This is a genomic window from Kitasatospora sp. MY 5-36 (assembly GCF_001182915.1).
In the GTDB taxonomy this organism is placed as follows: Bacteria; Actinomycetota; Actinomycetes; order Streptomycetales; family Streptomycetaceae; genus Kitasatospora.
In genome coordinates this window covers 1-17,661 of the sequence record NZ_LFVW01000206.1, presented here as the reverse complement: position 1 = coordinate 17,661, position 17,661 = coordinate 1, and the positions used below count along the sequence as shown (strand labels likewise).

Genomic DNA, 17,661 nt, shown 5'->3' with positions numbered 1-17,661 from the left:
GGTGGGCAGCCCCGGCGGCGGTCCGAAGCCGCCGGCGCCCGCGGGGCCGGGAGCGCCCGGTACGGGCTGCGCGCCCCCGCCCGGCTGCTGCTGCGGGAAGCCGTACCCCGGTCCGTTCGGCGGCTGTGGGAAGCCGTACCCCGGTCCGTTCGGTGGCTGCGGCGGCGGTGGCGTCGTCATGGAAGTTCCCCCCTGGACCTGGCGCCGAGGTGCTCCCCGCACCCCGGTCGGACCCGACCGACGATAGCCGCCGGGCCGCGGAACGCGACAGGCGCCGCAGCGGCCTCGGGGAGAGGCCGGCTGCGACGCCTGTCGCACTGCTTCTGTGCACCGCACCCGCGTGGCGAACGCAGGCCGCGTGCGGTGCGAGTCTTGCGCGCCTCGGGGGTCCGGGTAGAGGGCCGGGTCGCTCCGAAGCGGTGGGGGTCGAAGACCCCGGGGCGTCAGGCCTGGACGGCGGTGTTGACGCGCTTGGTGATGGCCGACTTCTTGTTGGCGGCCTGGTTGGCGTGGATGACGCCCTTGCTCACGGCCTTGTCCAGCGCCTTGGAGGCGGCGCGGGCCAGCTCGGTGGCCTTCTCGGTCTCGCCGGCGGCAGCGGCCTCACGGGCCTTGCGCAGAGCGGTCTTCAGCGAGGACTTGACGGCCTTGTTGCGCAGGCGCGCCTTCTCGTTGGTCTTGTTGCGCTTGATCTGGGACTTGATGTTCGCCACGAAGGAGCCTCAGTCTTGTCTAAGGATTTGAACGGGTTCGCACCCGGTGGCCGTCGGACCAGCTGAGAGGGCATGCCGAGGCCGGGTGCAGCAGCCCACGCTACCAGGGGCCCGCTGCCCGCCCCAAACCCGGGCGCCCGCGAGGGCCGCCCCCGACCGCTCGCGAGGGCGGCCCCGGACGGCCCCGGGTGCCCGAACGGCGGCCCGCCCCGCGGTCGTGGGAAGATGGCAGGGACTATTTCGATCGGACGAGCCCGTCCGGTCCCCGGGAAACCGGTCAGCGATGACCCGGACACCCCCGGCCCCGGACCAACGGAGAATCGGACCAAGGTGCCCGCGACCCCCAGCAATGTGCCAGAGCCCAGCCGTACCGACCCGGCGCTGATCCGCAACTTCTGCATCATCGCCCACATCGACCACGGCAAGTCGACGCTCGCAGACCGGATGCTGCAGATCACCGGCGTCGTCGACCCCCGGCAGATGCGTGCCCAGTACCTCGACCGCATGGACATCGAGCGTGAGCGCGGCATCACCATCAAGTCGCAGGCGGTCCGCCTTCCGTGGGCGCCGAAGACCGGTCCGAACGCCGGGACGACGCACATCCTCAACATGATCGACACCCCCGGCCACGTGGACTTCACGTACGAGGTGTCCCGCTCCCTCGCCGCGTGCGAGGGCACCATCCTGGTGGTCGACGCGGCCCAGGGCATCGAGGCGCAGACCCTCGCCAACCTGTACCTGGCGCTGGAGAACGACCTCACGATCGTCCCGGTCCTCAACAAGATCGACCTGCCGGCCGCCCAGCCGGAGAAGTACGCGGCCGAGATCGCCCACATCATCGGCTGCGACCCCTCCGACGTGCTCCAGGTCAGCGCCAAGACCGGCCTGGGCGTCGAGGACCTGCTGGACCACATCGTCAACACCGTCCCGGCCCCGGTCGGCGTCAAGGACGCCCCGGCCCGCGCGATGATCTTCGACTCGGTGTACGACTCCTACCGCGGCGTGGTCACCTACGTCCGTGTGGTGGACGGGCAGCTCACCAAGCGCGAGCGGATCTCGATGATGTCCACCGGCGCGACCCACGAGCTGCTGGAGATCGGCGTCATCTCGCCCGAGCCGAAGGTCGCCGACGGCCTCGGCGTCGGCGAGGTGGGCTACATCATCACCGGTGTGAAGGACGTCCGGCAGTCCAAGGTCGGTGACACGATCACCTCGATGCACAAGGGCGCCACCGAGGCGCTGGGCGGCTACAAGGACCCGCGCCCGATGGTGTTCTCCGGCCTCTACCCGCTGGACGGCTCGGACTACCCGCTGCTGCGCGACGCCCTCGACAAGCTGCGGCTCAACGACGCCGCGCTGGTGTACGAGCCGGAGACCTCGGTCGCGCTCGGCTTCGGCTACCGCTGCGGCTTCCTCGGCCTGCTGCACCTGGAGATCATCCGGGAGCGCCTGGAGCGCGAGTTCAACCTCGACCTGATCTCCACCGCCCCGAACGTGGTCTACCGGGTGGTCATGGAGGACGGCACCGAGCACACCGTCACCAACCCGAGCGAGTTCCCGACCGGCAAGATCGCCGAGGTGTTCGAGCCGGTGGTGCGCGGCACCATCCTCGCGCCCAACGAGTTCGTCGGCGCGATCATGGAGCTCTGCCAGTCCCGCCGCGGCAACCTCCAGGGCATGGACTACCTGTCCGAGGACCGGGTCGAGCTGCGCTACACCCTGCCGCTCGCGGAGATCGTCTTCGACTTCTTCGACCAGCTGAAGTCCAAGACCCGCGGCTACGCCTCGCTGGACTACGAGCCCATCGGCGAGCAGTCCGCCCAGCTGGTGAAGGTCGACATCCTGCTGCACGGCGACGCGGTGGACGCCTTCTCCGCGATCGTCCACAAGGACAAGGCCTACGGCTACGGCGTGATGATGGCGGGCAAGCTCCAGAAGCTCATCCCCCGCCAGCAGTTCGAGGTGCCGATCCAGGCGGCCATCGGCTCCCGGGTGATCGCCCGTGAGACGGTCCGCGCGATCCGCAAGGACGTCCTCGCCAAGTGCTACGGCGGTGACATCTCCCGTAAGCGGAAGCTGCTGGAGAAGCAGAAGGAAGGCAAGAAGCGGATGAAGATGGTCGGCCGCGTGGAGGTCCCGCAGGAGGCCTTCATCGCCGCGCTGTCCACCGACGCCGAGGCGCCGAAGGAGAAGAAGTAACGGCGGCAGGCGTTCGGACACGCGGGAAGGGCCCGGGCATCAGCCCGGGCCCTTCCCGCGTTCTCCGACGGTCTTCGGGGGAGCGTCAGTCCACCTCGGCCACGGCCTCGGCGAACTGCGCCTGGTAGAGCCGGGCGTAGGCGCCGTCGGCGGCGATCAGGTGGTCGTGCGAGCCCTGCTCGACGATCGAGCCGTTCTCCATCACCAGGATCACGTCGGCGTCCCGGATGGTGGAGAGCCGGTGGGCGATCACGAAGCTGGTGCGGCCGGTGCGCAGCCGGGCCATGGCCCGCTGGATCAGCACCTCGGTGCGGGTGTCGACGGAGCTGGTCGCCTCGTCCAGGACCAGGATGGACGGCTGGGCGAGGAACGCCCGGGCGATGGTGATCAGCTGCTTCTCGCCGGCGCTGACGTTGGTGCCCTCGTCGTCGATGACGGTGTCGTAGCCGTCCGGCAGGGTGCGCACGAAGCGGTCGACGTGGGCGGCCCTGGCGGCCTCGACGACCTGGTCGCGGGTGGCCGACTCGGCGCCGTAGGCGATGTTGTCGGCGATGCTGCCGCCGAACAGCCAGGTGTCCTGGAGCACCATGCCGATGCCGGAGCGCAGTTCCTCGCGGGACATCGCGGCGATGTCCACGCCGTCGAGGGTGATCCGTCCGGAGCTGACCTCGTAGAACCGCATCAGCAGGTTGACCAGGGTGGTCTTGCCGGCGCCGGTGGGGCCGACGATGGCGACGGTCTGGCCGGGCTCGACCTTGAGCGAGAGGTCGTCGATGAGCGGCTTCTCGGGGTCGTAGCGGAAGGACACGTCCTGGAAGGCGACCCGGCCGCGCACCACGTCGGGCCGTTCCGGCATGGCCGGTTCGGCGCTCTGCTCGGGGGCGTCCAGCAGCTCGAAGACGCGCTCGGCGGAGGCGACGCCGGACTGCACCAGGTTGGCCATGCTGGCGACCTGGGTGAGCGGCTGGCTGAACTGCCGCGAGTACTGGATGAACGCCTGGACGTCACCGATGGACAGCGCGCCGCCGGCGACCCGCAGACCGCCGACGACGGCGACCAGCACGTACTGGAGGTTGCCGATCAGCATCATCGCGGGCTGGATGATGCCGGAGATGAACTGGGCCTTGAAGCTGGCGTGGTAGAGCGCCTCGTTGTGCTCGCGGAAGGTCTCCGCGGACTCGTGCTGGCGCCCGAACACCTTGACCAGGGTGTGGCCGGTGTACATCTCCTCGATGTGGGCGTTCAGTTGGCCGGTGGACTTCCACTGCTGGACGAACTGCGGCTGGGCCCGCTTGCCGACCCTGGTGGCGACGACGACCGAGACGGGCACCGAGACCAGGGCGATCACGGCGAGCAGCGGGGAGATCCAGAACATCATCGCGAGCACGCCGACCACGGTGAGCAGCGAGTTGACGACCTGTCCCATGGTCTGCTGCATGGACTGGCCGATGTTGTCGATGTCGTTGGTGACCCGGCTGAGCACCTCGCCGCGCGGCTGCTTGTCGAAGTAGCTGAGCGGCAGCCGGGCGAGCTTGGCCTCGACGTCCTGGCGCAGCCGGTAGCTCGCGGCCTGGATGGCCCGGGTGGCGAGCCGGCCCTGGAAGATGCCGAAGACGGCGGAGGCGAGGTAGATGCCGAGCACCCAGAGCAGGACGGTGCCGATGGCGCCGAAGTCCATGCCCTGGCCGGGGGTGAAGTGGACGGCGGAGAGCAGGTCGGCGACGCCGCCCTCGCCGTGGGCGCGCAGCCCGTCGATGACCTGGTCCTTGGACATGCCGGTCTGGAAGCGGGCGCCGACGACACCGGCGAAGATCAGGTCGGTGGCGTCGCCGAGGATCTTGGGGCCGATGACGGCGCAGCCGATGCCGAGCACGCCGAGGACCAGGACGCCGATCAGGGTGTTGCGTTCGGGGCGCAGCAGGCCGAGGACGCGCTTGCCGGAGCCCTTGAAGTCCATGGACTTCTCGGTGCCCTGGCCGCCCATGAAGCGGCCGGGGCCGGCCGGGCCGCGGCGGGCGGCGGCGGCCTGGGAGTCGCTGGGCAGTTCGGCGTCCTTGGCGGCGTCCTTCGGGGCGCCGTTCGCCGGGGCGCCGTCCACCGGGGCGTCCCCGGGAGCGGTGCCTCTCGGGGCGGGCCCCTTGGTCAGGTCGGGCTTGTTGCCGGGCGTGGTCACGCCGCCTCCTGCTCGGTGAGCTGGGAGAGCACGATCTCCCGGTACGTCGGGTTGTCGGCCATCAGCTCGTGGTGGGTCCCACTGCCGACGACGGCGCCCTCGTCGAGGACGATGATCCGGTCGGCGTCGCGGATGGTGGACACCCGCTGGGCGACGATCAGGACGGTGGCGTCGGAGGTCTCGCGGGCGAGGGCCTTGCGGAGCCGGGCGTCGGTGGCGTAGTCGAGCGCGGAGAAGGAGTCGTCGAAGAGGTAGACGGAGGGCCGGCGGACCAGGGTCCGGGCGATGGCCAGGCGTTGGCGCTGGCCGCCGGAGACGTTGCCGCCGCCCTGGGCGATGGGGGCGTCCAGGCCTTCGGGCAGCTTCTCGACGAACTCCTTGGCCTGGGCGATCTCCAGGGCGTGCCAGAGCTCCTCGTCGGTGGCGTCGGGCCGGCCGTAGCGGAGGTTGCTGGCGACGGTGCCGGAGAAGAGGTAGGGCTTCTGCGGGACGATGCCGACGCTCTCGGCGATCGCGGCGGGGGCGAGTTCGCGGACGTCGACGCCGTCGAGCAGGACCCGGCCGGAGGTGACGTCGAAGAGCCGGGGGACGAGGCCGAGCAGGGTGGACTTGCCGCTGCCGGTGGAGCCGATGATGGCGGTGGTCTGGCCGGGGCCGGCGGTGAGGTCGATGCCGCGCAGCACCGAGGCCTCGGCGCCGGGGTAGCGGAAGTCGACGCCGCGCAGTTCCAGGGTGCCGCGGTGCGGGACCTCGGTGACGGGGGCGGCGGGCGGGACGACGCTGCTGTCGGTGCCGAGGACCTCCTGGATGCGCTCGGCGCAGACCTCGGCGCGCGGCACCATCATGAACATGAAGGTGGCCATCATGACGCTCATCAGGATCTGCATCAGGTAGGAGAGGAACGCGGTGAGCGCGCCGATCTGCATGGCGCCGCTGTCGATGCGGTGGGCGCCGAACCAGAGCACGGCGACGCTGGAGACGTTCACCACCAGCATGACGGCGGGGAACATGATGGACATCAGCCGGCCGACCTGGCGGGAGACCTGGGTGAGGTCCTCGTTGGCGTCGGCGAAGCGGGCCTGCTCCTGGTCGTCCTTGACGAAGGCGCGGATGACCCGGATGCCGGTGATCTGCTCGCGCAGGACCCGGTTCACGGTGTCGATCCGTACCTGCATGCTGCGGAACCTGGGGCGCAGCGCGCGGACCAGCAGGACCACGACGACGCCGAGCACGGGGATGACGGCGAGCAGCAGGCCGGACAGCGGGACGTCCTGGTTGAGCGCCATGATGATGCCGCCGACGCACATGATCGGCGCGGCGACCATGAGCGTGAAGCTCATCAGGGCGAGCATCTGGACCTGCTGGACGTCGTTGGTGGTGCGGGTGATCAGCGAGGGGGCGCCGAACTGGCCGACCTCGCGGGCGGAGAAGCTCTGCACCCGGTCGAAGACGGCGGCGCGGACGTCCCGGCCGAAGGCCATCGCGGTGCGGGCGCCGTAGTAGACCGCGCCGATGGAGCAGAGGGCCTGGAGGACGGTGACCGCGATCATCACCCCGCCGACGCGCAGGATGTAGCCGGTGTCGCCCTTGACCACGCCGTCGTCGATGATGTCGGCGTTGAGCGTCGGCAGGTAGAGCGCCGCGAGGGTGGACACCAGCTGGAGCAGCACCAGCAGGGTGATCGGTCGGGAGTACGGGCGCAGGTACGCCCTCAGCAGTCTGATCAGCACTAGCACACTCTTGTCGTCGCCGGTCGGGTTCGCACCCCAATTCTCGGTGTTCTGTAGCGTCGTACAGGTCATTCGGCGTCCGGGAGCCGGAGGTTTGCCGGGCCTTTGCCGAACGGCGGGGTGCGGCACCGGTCGCGCGGGGCCGTGCCGTCGGGCGCCGCCCCCTTACGGAATGACCGGGTTCCCCCTAGGCTGCTGATTGCCCCTTTGTTACTGACCGGTACCGCTCAGGTGAACCGGGGGCCCGGCGACCGCCCCCACGGACGCCGCGACAATCCCTCAGACGGCCACCCGCCACCGGAGGTCCTCGTTGAGTTCCGCGCAGTCCCTGATCGACTCCGGCAGGCCCGACCTCGTCGCCGGGCGCCCCGCCTCCGTCGCCCACCTGTTCCTGGAGCGGGTCGCCCTGACCCCGAACGCCGAGGCCTACCGCTACCCCTCGCCGGTGGACGAGCAGGCCGCCGACGGCGCGCCCGGCGCCGAGCAGTGGCGCTCGCTCACCTGGGCGCAGACCGCGGTCCGGGTCAAGGCGGTGGCCGCCGGCCTGATGGCGCTCGGCATCCGGCCCGAGGACCGGGTGGCCCTGGCCTCCTCGACCCGCCTGGAGTGGATCGTCGCCGACCTCGGCGCCATGTGCGCGGGCGCCGCGATCACCACCGTCTACCCCAGCACCAACGCGGACGAGACCGCGTTCATCCTCTCCGACTCCGGCTCCCGGGCGCTGTTCGCCGAGAACGAGGCCCAACTGGCGAAGGCCGTCGGGCAGCTCGACCAGCTGCCCGAACTGCGCACCGTGATCCTCTTCGACGCGCCCGCCGAGGCCCCCGAGACCGGCGGCCTGGACCTGCTCACCCTCGCCGAGCTGGAGGAGCGCGGCACCCGGTACCTGGCGGAGCACCCGGACGCGGTGGAGAAGGCCGTCGACGGGCTCGGCAAGGAGCAGCTGGCCACCCTCATCTACACCTCCGGCACCACCGGCCGCCCCAAGGGCGTGCGCCTGGTGCACGACTGCTGGGCGTACGAGGGCCGGGCGCAGGAGGCCAGCGGCCTGCTGGGCCCCGACGACGTGCAGTTCATGTGGCTGCCGCTGTCCCACGTGTTCGGCAAGACGCTGATCTCCGGGCAGATCGCCACCGGGCACGTGATGGCGGTGGACGGCCGGGTGGACCGGATCATCCACAACCTGCCGGCGATCCGGCCGACCATCATGGCCTCCGCGCCGCGCATCTTCGAGAAGGTCTACAACGGCATCGCGGGCCGGGCCCGGGCCGAGGGCGGCGCCAAGTACAAGATCTTCCTGTGGGCGGCCAAGGTCGCCCGCGAGCACGCCCGGGCGGTCCAGCAGAGCCGCATCGCCACCGGCACCGAGAGCGCCCCGCTCGGCCTGCGGGTGCAGCACGCGCTGGCCGACAAGCTGGTGTACGCGAAGATCCGGGCGGCCTTCGGCGGCCGGCTGCGCGGCGCGGTCTCCGGCAGCGCCGCGCTCGCCCCGGAGATCGGCTACTTCTTCATCGGCGCCGGGGTGCCGATCCTGGAGGGCTACGGCCTGAGCGAGACCAGCGCCGGCTCCTGCGTCAACCGGGCCGAGGACGTGCGGATCGGCACCGTGGGCCGCCCGCTGCCCGGCACCGAGGTGCGGATCGCCGAGGACGGCGAGATCCTGCTGCGCGGCCCCGGCGTCATGCGCGGCTACCACAACCTGCCGGAGAAGACCGCCGAGGTGCTGGAGCCGGACGGCTGGTTCCACACCGAGGACATCGGCGAGCTCAGCCCGGACGGCTTCCTGCGGATCACCGACCGCAAGAAGGACCTGTTCAAGACCTCCGGCGGCAAGTACGTGGCGCCCAGCGAGGTCGAGGGCAAGTTCAAGGCGGTCTGCCCGTTCGTCAGCAACATCCTGGTGATCGGCAACGGCCGCAACTACTGCACCGCGCTGATCGGCCTGGACGAGGCCGTCCTGCTGCCGTGGGCCGCCGAGCACGGCCTGGCCGGGAAGTCCTACGCCGAGCTGGCCGTCGAGCCGGCCGTCCACGAGCTGATCGAGGGCTTCGTCAAGCGGGTCAACGGCGACCTCCAGCGCTGGCAGACGATCAAGAAGTTCCACCTGCTGCCGCGCGACCTCGACATCGAGCACGGCGAGCTCACCCCGAGCCTGAAGATCAAGCGCCCGGTGGTCGAGCGGACCTACGCCGACGCGGTCACCGCCATGTACGCGGGCGCCAACGAGGCCTGACCGGCCCCGCCCCCGTACGGCCCGCCGGGTTCGGTCGGGCCGTACGGGACAATGGGCTCATGCCCTCCGCACTCCCCGACGGCGATCCGGTGCCGTCCGACGGTTCCCTGCCCGCACACGCCCTCGACGGGCTGGGCGACCGGCCGTTCGGCTTCTACCTGCACGTGCCGTACTGCGCCAGCCGCTGCGGCTACTGCGACTTCAACACCTACACCGCCACCGAGCTGCGCTCCTCCGGGGCCGTCGCCTCGCAGGAGACCTACGCGGACAACGTGGTCGCCGAGATCCGCCACGCCCGGAAGGTGCTGGGCTCCGCCGACCTGCCGGTGCACACCGTCTTCCTGGGCGGCGGCACCCCGACCCTGCTGCCCGCCCGCGACCTGGTCAAGATGCTCGCCGCGATCCGCGAGGAGTTCGGGCTCGCCGACGGCGCCGAGGTCACCACCGAGGCCAACCCGGAGTCCGTCGACCCGGCGTACCTGGCCGAACTGCGCGAGGGCGGCTACAACCGGCTCTCCTTCGGCATGCAGAGCGCCCGCCCGCACGTCCTGAAGCTGCTCGACCGCCACCACACCCCGGGCCGCCCCGAGGCCTGCGTGGCCGAGGCCCGAGCGGCCGGCTTCGAACACGTCAACCTCGACCTCATCTACGGCACCCCGGGCGAGTCCGACGACGACTGGCGGGCCTCCCTGGACGCCGCCATCGGCGCCGGGCCCGACCACGTCTCCGCGTACTCGCTGATCGTCGAGGAGGGCACCCGGCTCGCCGCCCGCGTCAAGCGCGGCGAACTGCCGATGATCGACGACGACGTGCACGCCGACCGCTACCTGATCGCCGAGGAGGCGCTCGCCGCCGCCGGCTACTCCTGGTACGAGGTCTCCAACTGGGCCACCACCCCCGAGGGCCGCTGCCGCCACAACGAGCTCTACTGGACCGGCGGCGACTGGTGGGGCGCCGGCCCCGGCGCCCACAGCCACGTCGGCGGCGTCCGCTGGTGGAACGCCAAGCACCCCGCCGCCTACGCCCAAGCCCTCGCCGAGCACCGCACCCCGGCCCTGGCCCGCGAGGTGCTGGCCGACGAGGACCGCCGCGTCGAACGCATCCTGCTGGAGCTCCGCCTGGTCGACGGCATCCCCCTCGACCTCCTCACCGACACCGGCCGCGAGGCCGCCGACCGCCACCTCGCCGACGGCCTCCTCGCCCCCGGCCCCTACGCCCGGGGCCGCGCCACCCTCACCCTCCAGGGCCGCCTCCTGGCCGACGCCGTCGTACGTGACCTGGTGGACTGACCGAGGGCTTACCGTGTGCGCATGACTACGCGTAGTGCGCGAATGCGGAGGGTCCTGGAGGATCTCGAACTCCCTGAGGGCGTGCGTGCCGAGATCATCCTCGGGGAGGTCGTGCTGACTCTGAGCTCCGACCTGACGACCAACCTCATCGTCGCGTCCCTCATCGACCAGATCCCACGCGAGGCATGGGACTGCTGGACCAGGCGAGACGTCTCCTGCTGGGGAGACGACAGCAGGCTCCAGCCGGACCTCGTGGTGTTCGAGAGGGCGCTCTCCGAAGCCGGTTCGCCGACGATCGTGGTCGAAGTGGTCTCAGGGATCAGCTTGTTCAGGGACCACCACACGAAGCGGGGGCTGTACGCCGGCGCTGGGATTCCGGCCTACCTGGTCGTCGATCCGGTCCGAGCCGTCTGCGTGCTGATGACCGAGCCGAGTCGGGCGACCCTCACCGGAGTGCCCGACTACCTCTCCGAGCGGACCAGCCTCTTCGGCGAGGCCGTTCCTGTGGATCCGATGGGTGTGAGTCTGGTGACTGCCGACTTTCCCCGCCGTCACTCCGGCAGGGCCGTGAAGTCGATCAGTTCCTCGACCCGGCCCAGGAGTTCGGGCTCCAGGTCCTTGTAGGAGTCGACCTTCGAGAGGATGTGCTTCCAGGCCGCGGGGGTGTCCACCGGCCAGCCGAGGCGGCGGCAGGTGCCCTCCTTCCAGTCCTCGCCCCGAGGGACGGCGGGCCAGGCGGGGATGCCGACGGAGGAGGGCTTCACGGCCTGCCAGATGTCGATGTAGGGGTGGCCGACGACCAGTACCGAGTCGCCGGTGACCCGGGCGGCGATGCGGTGCTCCTTCGTGCCCGGGAGCAGGTGGTCGACCAGGACGCCGAGGCGGCGGCCGGGGCCGGGGGCGAAGTCGGCGACGATCGCGGGCAGGTCGTCGATGCCGCGCAGGTACTCGACGACCACGCCCTCGATCCGCAGGTCGTCGCCCCAGACCCGTTCGACCAGCTCCGCGTCGTGCCGGCCCTCGACGTAGATGCGGGACTCGCGGGCGACCCGGGCGCGGGCGCCGGGGACGGCGACGGAGCCGGAGGCGGTGCGGCCCGGGGTGCGGGCGGGGGCCGGGCCGGCCGGGCGGACCAGGGTGACGACCCTTCCCTCCAGCAGGAAGCCGCGCGGCACCAGGGGGAACACCCGGTGCTTGCCGAACCGGTCCTCCAGGGTGACGGTGAAGCCCTCGGCGGTCTTCTCGCAGCGCACCACGGCCCCGCAGTAGCCGGTCGCCGCCTCCTCGACCACCAGGTCCCGCTCGGCGGGCACCTCCGGGGCGGGCTGCTGCTTCTTCCACGGCGGGGTCAGGTCGGGTCCGTACTGGCGGCTGCGCATACGGGTGATCATAGGGAGGGCGGACGGCGCGTCAGAGGCCCGGCGCGCCCCAGACCGGGAACCAGCGGCTCAGGTCCTTCTCCAGCCGCAGGTCGTTCCCCAGCATCGCGTTGACCTGCAGTTCCAGCGGACTGTCGCGCCGCTCCCCGCCGCCGGGCATCGGGGCGAAGGGGTAGAACGTCCCCCGCTTGTAGAGGTAGACGAGGGCCAGCGACCGCCCGTCCGGGTCGCGGAAGCCGACCAGCGAGCAGAGCAGCTGCGGCCCGAAGCCGTTCGCCTCCAGTTCGCTGTTGACCGCGTGCAGGTCGTTGACCAGTTCGGGCAGTTCCTCGGGGCGGTGCCGGGCGAGCAGCCAGGAGTAGCCGTAGCCGTCCTTGGAGGCCTCCACGGGGACGCCGCCGCGCTCGGTGTCGGCGTCCAGCAGCGCCCGGACCTGCTGCTGGACCTGGACGAAGGCCGCGCCCTCGACGGCCGCGAAGCAGACCGAGCCGAGCCCGGTGGGGGTGAAGCCGGCCCCGGCCTCCAGGGTGAGCGCGGCGGACGGCACGCCGAACAGCTGGTCGAGGTCGGGCTTGACGGGCTTGGTGCGGCCGAACAGGGCGTCCAGGATTCCCACGGCGGTCCTCTCGGGTCGAAAACTGAGGCTCAGCGGCCGAGCTGCTCGGAGATCTTCGCCAGCTGCTCCAGCCGCTTCTCCAGGCTCGGGTGGGTGGAGAACAGCTGTGAGGCGGCCTCCCGGGCGCTCAGCGCGGGGGCGAAGTAGAAGGCGTTGTACGGCTGGGCCTGGCGCAGGTCCTTGCTGGGGATGGCCGCGATCTGCCCGGTCACCTTGGTGAGCGCCGAGGCGAGGGCGCTGGGGTGTCCGGTGAGCTGGGCGGCGGCCCGGTCGGCGGCGAGTTCGCGGTAGCGGGACAGCAGCCGGGTGAGCAGGAAGCTGATCGCGTAGACGACGACCGACACCAGCGGGATGATCAGCGCCAGGACGGCCGCGTTCTGGTCGTTGTTGTTGCGCCCGCCGCCCATGAACCCGCCGTACATCGCGATCCGGGTCATCGCCCCGGCGAGGACGCCGAGGAAGCCGGCGATCGTCATCACCGCGACGTCCCGGTGGGCGACGTGCGACAGCTCGTGGGCGAGGACGCCCTCCAGTTCCTCGGGCTCCAGCCGGCGCAGCAGCCCGGTGGTCACGCAGACCACCGCGTTCTGCGGGTTGCGGCCGGTGGCGAAGGCGTTCGGCATGTCGTTGTCGGCGACCGCCACGCGGGGTTTGGGCATGTCGGCCAGGGCGCAGAGCCGGTCGATGGTGCCGTGCAGCTGGGGGAACTGCTCCGGGGACACCTGGCGGGCGCCCATCGCCCGTTCGGTGATCTTGTCGCTGAACCAGAACTGGGCCACGAACAGCCCGCCGGAGATCAGGACGATCAGTGGCCAGGCGCCGCGCAGCAGCGCGATCAGCAGGCCGGTGAAACCGACGTACAGCAGCCCGATCACGAACATCGTCGCGACCATGCGGCCGGTCAGGCCGCGGTCCGGCGCGAAACGGGTGTGCTGGCCCGAGCTCGACATCGCTTGCTCCTCCATTCGCCGTCGCTTTCGATGCTGCCACCCGGACGGCCTCCCGGCACCACCCCGGCGCCGGGAGGATCGAACCGCCGGGGCCCCGCGGGCCGTGAGCGGAACTGCGGGGAGGATCACCCCGGTCCGGCCGTTCCTGCCGTAGGACCCGGGCCTTACACTGGCAGGTACGGTTTTGGCACTCGCGTGTTCAGAGTGCCAGGGCAAGGGTCTTCGGAGCGGCCCGCAGCAGCAAGGGACACAGTCGGACAACGTGCGAAGACGGAGGTGCGTGCCCCATGGCCGGTGAGGTCCGCCAGCTGGACGAACGCAAGCTCGCCGTGCTCCGCGCGATCGTGCAGGACTACGTGGGCACCGAGGAGCCGGTCGGCTCCAAGGCCCTGGTGGAACGGCACAACCTCGGGGTCTCGCCGGCGACCGTCCGCAACGACATGGCGGCGCTGGAGGAGGAGGGCTACATCCACCAGCCGCACACCAGCGCCGGCCGCATCCCGACCGACAAGGGGTACCGCCTCTTCGTCGACAAGCTCGCCGAGATCAAGCCGATGAGCGCCCCCGAGCGCCGGGCCATCCGGCACTTCCTGGACGGCGCGGTCGACCTGGACGACGTGGTCGCGCGCACCGTGCGGCTGCTCGCCCAGCTGACCCGGCAGGTCGCGGTGGTGCAGTACCCCTCGCTGACGCGCTCCACCGTCCGGCACATCGAGCTGGTGGCGCTGGCCCCGGCCAAGGTGATGCTGGTGCTGATCACCAACACCGGCCGGGTCGAGCAGCGGATGGTCGACTGCCCGGGCCCGGTCGGCGAGACGGTGCTGGCGGACCTGCGGGCCCGGATCAACGCGAGGGCCGCCGGCCGGCGCCTCCCGGAGGTCCCGGGGCTGCTGGAGGAGCTGCCGGCGCAGTTCGAACCGGCCGAGCGGCCGACCGTCAGCACGGTCCTGGCGACCCTGTTCGAGACGCTCGCCGAGCAGAACGAGGAGCGGATCATGCTGGCCGGCACGGCCAACCTGACCCGCTTCGGGCACGACTTCCCGCTCAGCATCCAGCCGGTGCTGGAGGCCCTGGAGGAGCAGGTCGTCCTGCTCCGCCTCCTGGGTGAGACCGCGGACGCCGCGATGACGGTCCGGATCGGGCGGGAGAACACCTACGAGGGGCTGACTTCCACGTCCATCGTCTCGGTCGGCTACGGTTCGGGCGACGAGAGCGTGGCGAAACTGGGTGTGATCGGTCCGACCCGGATGGACTACCCGGGCACAATGGGGGCGGTGCGAGCGGTGGCGCGGTACGTGGGCCAGATCCTGGCCGAGTCCTAGCAAAGGCCGCCGTCGGAAATCCGACGGCGGTGACCAGTCGCAGCACTACTACAGGCGGAACAAGCGGAGCATTTGGTGGCCACGGACTACTACGCGGTACTCGGCGTCCGACGGGATGCGGGGCAGGACGAGATCAAGAAGGCGTTCCGGCGCCTGGCGCGCGAACTGCACCCGGACGTCAACCCGGACCCGAAGACGCAGGAGCGGTTCAAGGAGATCAACGCCGCTTACGAGGTGCTCTCCGATCCGCAGAAGCGCCAGGTCTACGACCTCGGCGGGGACCCGCTGTCCCCGGGCGGCGGCGCGGGCGGCTTCGGCGCCGGCGCGGCGGGCTTCGGCTTCTCCGACATCATGGACGCCTTCTTCGGCGCCGCGGCCGGCCAGCGCGGCCCGCGCTCGCGCACCCGCCGGGGCCAGGACGCCATGATCCGGCTGGAGATCACCCTGGAGGAGGCCGCTTTCGGCACCACCAAGGAGCTCCAGGTCGACACCGCCGTCACCTGCACCACGTGCAGCGGCGAGGGCGCGGCCCCCGGCACCTCGGCGCAGACCTGTGACATGTGCCGCGGCAAGGGCGAGGTCTCCCAGGTCACCCGGTCCTTCCTGGGCCAGGTCATGACCTCCCGCCCCTGCCCGCAGTGCCAGGGCTTCGGCACCGTCGTGCCGACCCCGTGCCCGGAGTGCGCCGGCGACGGCCGGGTGCGCGCCCGCCGCACGCTGACCGTCAAGATCCCGGCCGGTGTCGACAACGGCACCCGGATCCAGCTGGCCGGCGAGGGCGAGGTCGGCCCCGGCGGCGGCCCGGCCGGCGACCTGTACGTCGAGATCGCCGAGACCACCCACACGATCTTCCAGCGGCGCGGGGACGACCTGCACTGCACCGTCACCATCCCGATGACGGCGGCCGCGCTCGGCACCCAGGTGCCGCTGCAGACCCTGGACGGCCTGGAGGAGGTCGACATCCGGCCCGGCACCCAGTCCGGCCAGTCGATCCCGCTGCACGGCCGGGGCATCACCCACCTGCGCGGCGGCGGCCGGGGCGACCTGATAGTGCACGTCGAGGTGAAGACGCCCAGCAAGCTCGACCCCGAGCAGGAGGAGCTGCTGCGCCGCCTCGCGGTGCTGCGCGGCGAGGAGCGGCCGTCCGGCCAGTTCGCGCCGGGCCAGCAGGGCCTCTTCTCCCGGCTGAAGGACGCCTTCAACGGCCGGTAGCCGTCCGCGGAGGGGTGCCGGGGGCCAACGACCCCGGCACCCCTTTCGCGTGTCCGTCCCACTTCCGCACGAAAGAGGTTCCCCGTCATGACCGCGCCCGTCTTCGTCGTCGAGACCGAGCGGATCGCCGCCGCCGCGCCCGGGGCCGTGGTGCGCCTGGACGGCCCGGAGGGGCGGCACGCGGCCGCGGTGAAGCGGCTGGAGCCGGGCGAGGCGGTGACCCTGGCCGACGGGCTGGGGCTCGGCGTGGACGGCACGGTCGCCGAGGTGCTCGGCAAGGACGCGATCGACGTGCGGGTCGCCGCCGTGCGCCGCGAGCCGGAGCCCGCGCCGCGGATCGTCGTCGTCCAGGCGCTGCCCAAGGGCGACCGCGGCGAGCTGGCCGTGGAGACCATGACCGAGGTCGGCGTGGACGTGGTGATCCCGTGGGCCGCCTCGCGCTGCATCACCCAGTGGAAGGGCGAGCGCGGCGCCAAGGCGCTCGCCAAGTGGCGGGCCCCCGCCCGGGAGGCGGGCAAGCAGTCCCGCCGGCTGCGCTTCCCCGAGGTCCGCGAGCCGATGACCACCAGGCAGCTGGCGCCCGTCCTGGCGGGGGCCGCGTTCGCCGCCGTGCTGCACGAGGAGGGCGCCGAACCGCTGGCGCACGCCGTGCTGCCGGAGGGCGGGGACATCGTCCTGGTGGTCGGCCCGGAGGGCGGGGTCTCCCCGGAGGAGCTGGCGGCCTTCGCCGGGGCGGGTGCCGGGCCGTACCGGCTGGGCCCCTCGGTGCTGCGCACCTCCACCGCCGGGGTGGCCGCCGGCGCGCTGCTGCTCGGGCGCACCGGCCGCTGGTCGTAGCACCCCGGGCGCACCCCCGGCAGGCCGTCGGCGCGCCCCTCGGCGCGCCCCCGTACACCCCGGCGGCGACCGCGGCACGGCCGCCCGCGGACGGCGCCGGGAGTCTGGGAAAAACGGCGCGGACGGTCCGTGTACCTGCCTAGGCTGGCCGGGTGACGGACTCCCAGAGCACCTCCCCGAACTCCTCGGCGGGCGCCTACCTTCGCCATCCCCACCTGCACGGCGACCTGCTCGCCTTCGTCGCCGAGGACGACCTCTGGCTCGCCCCGCTGGACGGCGGCCGGGCCTGGCGGCTGACGGCGGACCACCTGCCGGTCCACCACCCGAGGTTCTCCCCGGACGGGCGGCACCTCGCCTTCACCTCCACCCGGGACGGCGCCCCCGAGGTGCACGTGGTGCCGGTGGACGGCGGCCCCTCGCGCCGGCTCACCCACTGGGGCAGCCACCAGACCCGGGTGCTGGGCTGGACCGCCGACGGCCGTCCGATCGCCGCCACCGGGGCCGGCGAGGCCAGCTTGCGCCGCACCTGGGCGCACGCCGTGCCGCTGGACGGCGGCGAGCCGCAGCGGCTGCCGTACGGGCCGGTCGGCGGGCTCGCCTTCGAGCCGGGCGGCGACCGGGTGCTGCTGAGCAGCGTCAACGGCCGCGATCCGGCCTGGTGGAAGCGGTACCGGGGCGGGCGGGCCGGAAAGCTGTGGCTCGGCCGGGAGGAGTTCGCCCGGGTCCACGCGGAGCTGGACGGGCAGTTGGACTCCCCGCTGTGGGTCGGGGACCGGATCGCCTTCCTGTCCGACCACGAGGGTGTCGGCGAGCTGTGGTCCAGCCGCCCGGACGGCACCGACCTGCGCCGCCACACCGCCGACCCGGACGGCTTCTACGCCCGGGGCGCCGGCACCGACGGCACCCGGGTGGTCTTCCACCGGGCCGGCGACCTCTGGCTGCTGGACGACCTGGCGGGCGCCGAGCCGCGCCGGCTGGACGTCCGGCTGGCCGGCCCGCGGGCCGGGC

Annotated in this window: 13 protein-coding genes and 2 pseudogenes; 8 read left to right on the top strand and 7 right to left on the bottom strand. The window is 72.0% G+C overall.

Going from position 1 to position 17,661, the window contains the following annotated elements:
- A pseudogene (locus tag AE652_RS48170) lies at positions 1-180 on the bottom strand (hypothetical protein); the annotation flags it as partial.
- A 263-nt stretch (positions 181-443) separates the two neighbouring features.
- The gene (gene rpsT / locus AE652_RS15290) at positions 444-713 is read right to left on the bottom strand and encodes a 30S ribosomal protein S20 (RefSeq protein ID WP_030309778.1); all 270 of its coding nucleotides are present in this window, start codon (positions 711-713) and stop codon (positions 444-446) included.
- Positions 714-1,043: 330 nt separating this feature from the next.
- Between rpsT and lepA the strand changes: the two genes are divergently transcribed.
- Entirely contained in the window at positions 1,044-2,912 is a 1,869-nt protein-coding gene (gene lepA, locus AE652_RS15285) for a translation elongation factor 4 (protein WP_063780165.1), read from the top strand.
- 85 nt (positions 2,913-2,997) lie between these two features.
- On the opposite strand, the gene AE652_RS15280 is transcribed toward lepA, so the two are convergent.
- Together AE652_RS15280 and AE652_RS15275 are read right to left on the bottom strand one after the other, a co-directional pair.
- On the bottom strand, positions 2,998-4,896 hold the full coding sequence (locus tag AE652_RS15280) for an ABC transporter ATP-binding protein (protein ID WP_049651921.1): 1,899 nt from the start codon (positions 4,894-4,896) through the stop codon (positions 2,998-3,000).
- Between the two features lie 185 nt (positions 4,897-5,081).
- Complete coding sequence (locus AE652_RS15275) at positions 5,082-6,815, bottom strand: ABC transporter ATP-binding protein (protein WP_049651919.1); 1,734 nt, start codon at positions 6,813-6,815, stop codon at positions 5,082-5,084.
- Between the two features lie 310 nt (positions 6,816-7,125).
- Here AE652_RS15275 and AE652_RS15270 point away from each other — a divergent pair, with 310 nt between their 5' ends.
- From AE652_RS15270 to AE652_RS15260, 3 genes are read left to right on the top strand one after another with little or no spacing between them, the layout of a single operon-like run.
- Positions 7,126-9,048: a long-chain fatty acid--CoA ligase gene (locus AE652_RS15270; RefSeq protein ID WP_049651918.1), complete on the top strand. Its 1,923-nt coding sequence runs from the start codon at positions 7,126-7,128 to the stop codon at positions 9,046-9,048.
- 59 nt (positions 9,049-9,107) lie between these two features.
- Complete coding sequence (hemW, locus tag AE652_RS15265) at positions 9,108-10,337, top strand: radical SAM family heme chaperone HemW (RefSeq protein ID WP_049651917.1); 1,230 nt, start codon at positions 9,108-9,110, stop codon at positions 10,335-10,337.
- Between the two features lie 21 nt (positions 10,338-10,358).
- A complete protein-coding gene (locus tag AE652_RS15260) occupies positions 10,359-10,961 on the top strand; it encodes a Uma2 family endonuclease (protein ID WP_159028457.1) in 603 nt (200 codons plus the stop codon).
- Here AE652_RS15260 and AE652_RS15255 read toward each other — a convergent pair.
- Genes AE652_RS15255 through htpX form a run of 3 tightly spaced genes read right to left on the bottom strand, consistent with a single transcriptional unit; the run spans position 10,889 to position 13,282 of the window.
- Positions 10,889-11,716 carry a DUF3097 domain-containing protein gene (locus AE652_RS15255; RefSeq protein WP_049651915.1) on the bottom strand — a complete coding sequence of 276 codons (828 nt, stop codon included), beginning with the start codon at positions 11,714-11,716 and terminating at the stop codon, positions 10,889-10,891. The two genes, AE652_RS15260 and AE652_RS15255, sit on opposite strands and share 73 nt — an antisense overlap.
- A gap of 31 nt (positions 11,717-11,747) precedes the next feature.
- Positions 11,748-12,332: a hypothetical protein gene (locus AE652_RS15250; protein WP_049651914.1), complete on the bottom strand. Its 585-nt coding sequence runs from the start codon at positions 12,330-12,332 to the stop codon at positions 11,748-11,750.
- Positions 12,333-12,361: 29 nt separating this feature from the next.
- On the bottom strand, positions 12,362-13,282 hold the full coding sequence (htpX, locus tag AE652_RS15245) for a zinc metalloprotease HtpX (protein ID WP_049651913.1): 921 nt from the start codon (positions 13,280-13,282) through the stop codon (positions 12,362-12,364).
- Between the two features lie 287 nt (positions 13,283-13,569).
- Here htpX and hrcA point away from each other — a divergent pair, with 287 nt between their 5' ends.
- From hrcA to AE652_RS15225, 4 genes and pseudogenes are all read left to right on the top strand, one after another.
- Positions 13,570-14,604: a heat-inducible transcriptional repressor HrcA gene (hrcA, locus tag AE652_RS15240; protein ID WP_049651912.1), complete on the top strand. Its 1,035-nt coding sequence runs from the start codon at positions 13,570-13,572 to the stop codon at positions 14,602-14,604.
- A gap of 75 nt (positions 14,605-14,679) precedes the next feature.
- Positions 14,680-15,816 carry a molecular chaperone DnaJ gene (gene dnaJ / locus AE652_RS15235; protein WP_049651911.1) on the top strand — a complete coding sequence of 379 codons (1,137 nt, stop codon included), beginning with the start codon at positions 14,680-14,682 and terminating at the stop codon, positions 15,814-15,816.
- A gap of 87 nt (positions 15,817-15,903) precedes the next feature.
- On the top strand, positions 15,904-16,653 hold the full coding sequence (locus tag AE652_RS15230; protein WP_049651910.1) for a 16S rRNA (uracil(1498)-N(3))-methyltransferase: 750 nt from the start codon (positions 15,904-15,906) through the stop codon (positions 16,651-16,653).
- A gap of 152 nt (positions 16,654-16,805) precedes the next feature.
- Positions 16,806-17,661 (top strand): annotated as a pseudogene (locus AE652_RS15225) (PD40 domain-containing protein); the annotation flags it as partial.

Coding starts and splice junctions, on each gene's coding strand:
- AE652_RS15280 (WP_049651921.1), bottom strand. CDS start 4,896: ATGGGCGGCCAGGGCACCGAGAAGTCCATGGACTTCAAGGGCTCCGGC.
- hemW (WP_049651917.1), top strand. CDS start 9,108: ATGCCCTCCGCACTCCCCGACGGCGATCCGGTGCCGTCCGACGGTTCC.
- AE652_RS15260 (WP_159028457.1), top strand. CDS start 10,359: ATGACTACGCGTAGTGCGCGAATGCGGAGGGTCCTGGAGGATCTCGAA.
- AE652_RS15255 (WP_049651915.1), bottom strand. CDS start 11,716: ATGCGCAGCCGCCAGTACGGACCCGACCTGACCCCGCCGTGGAAGAAG.
- htpX (WP_049651913.1), bottom strand. CDS start 13,282: ATGTCGAGCTCGGGCCAGCACACCCGTTTCGCGCCGGACCGCGGCCTG.
- hrcA (WP_049651912.1), top strand. CDS start 13,570: ATGGCCGGTGAGGTCCGCCAGCTGGACGAACGCAAGCTCGCCGTGCTC.
- AE652_RS15230 (WP_049651910.1), top strand. CDS start 15,904: ATGACCGCGCCCGTCTTCGTCGTCGAGACCGAGCGGATCGCCGCCGCC.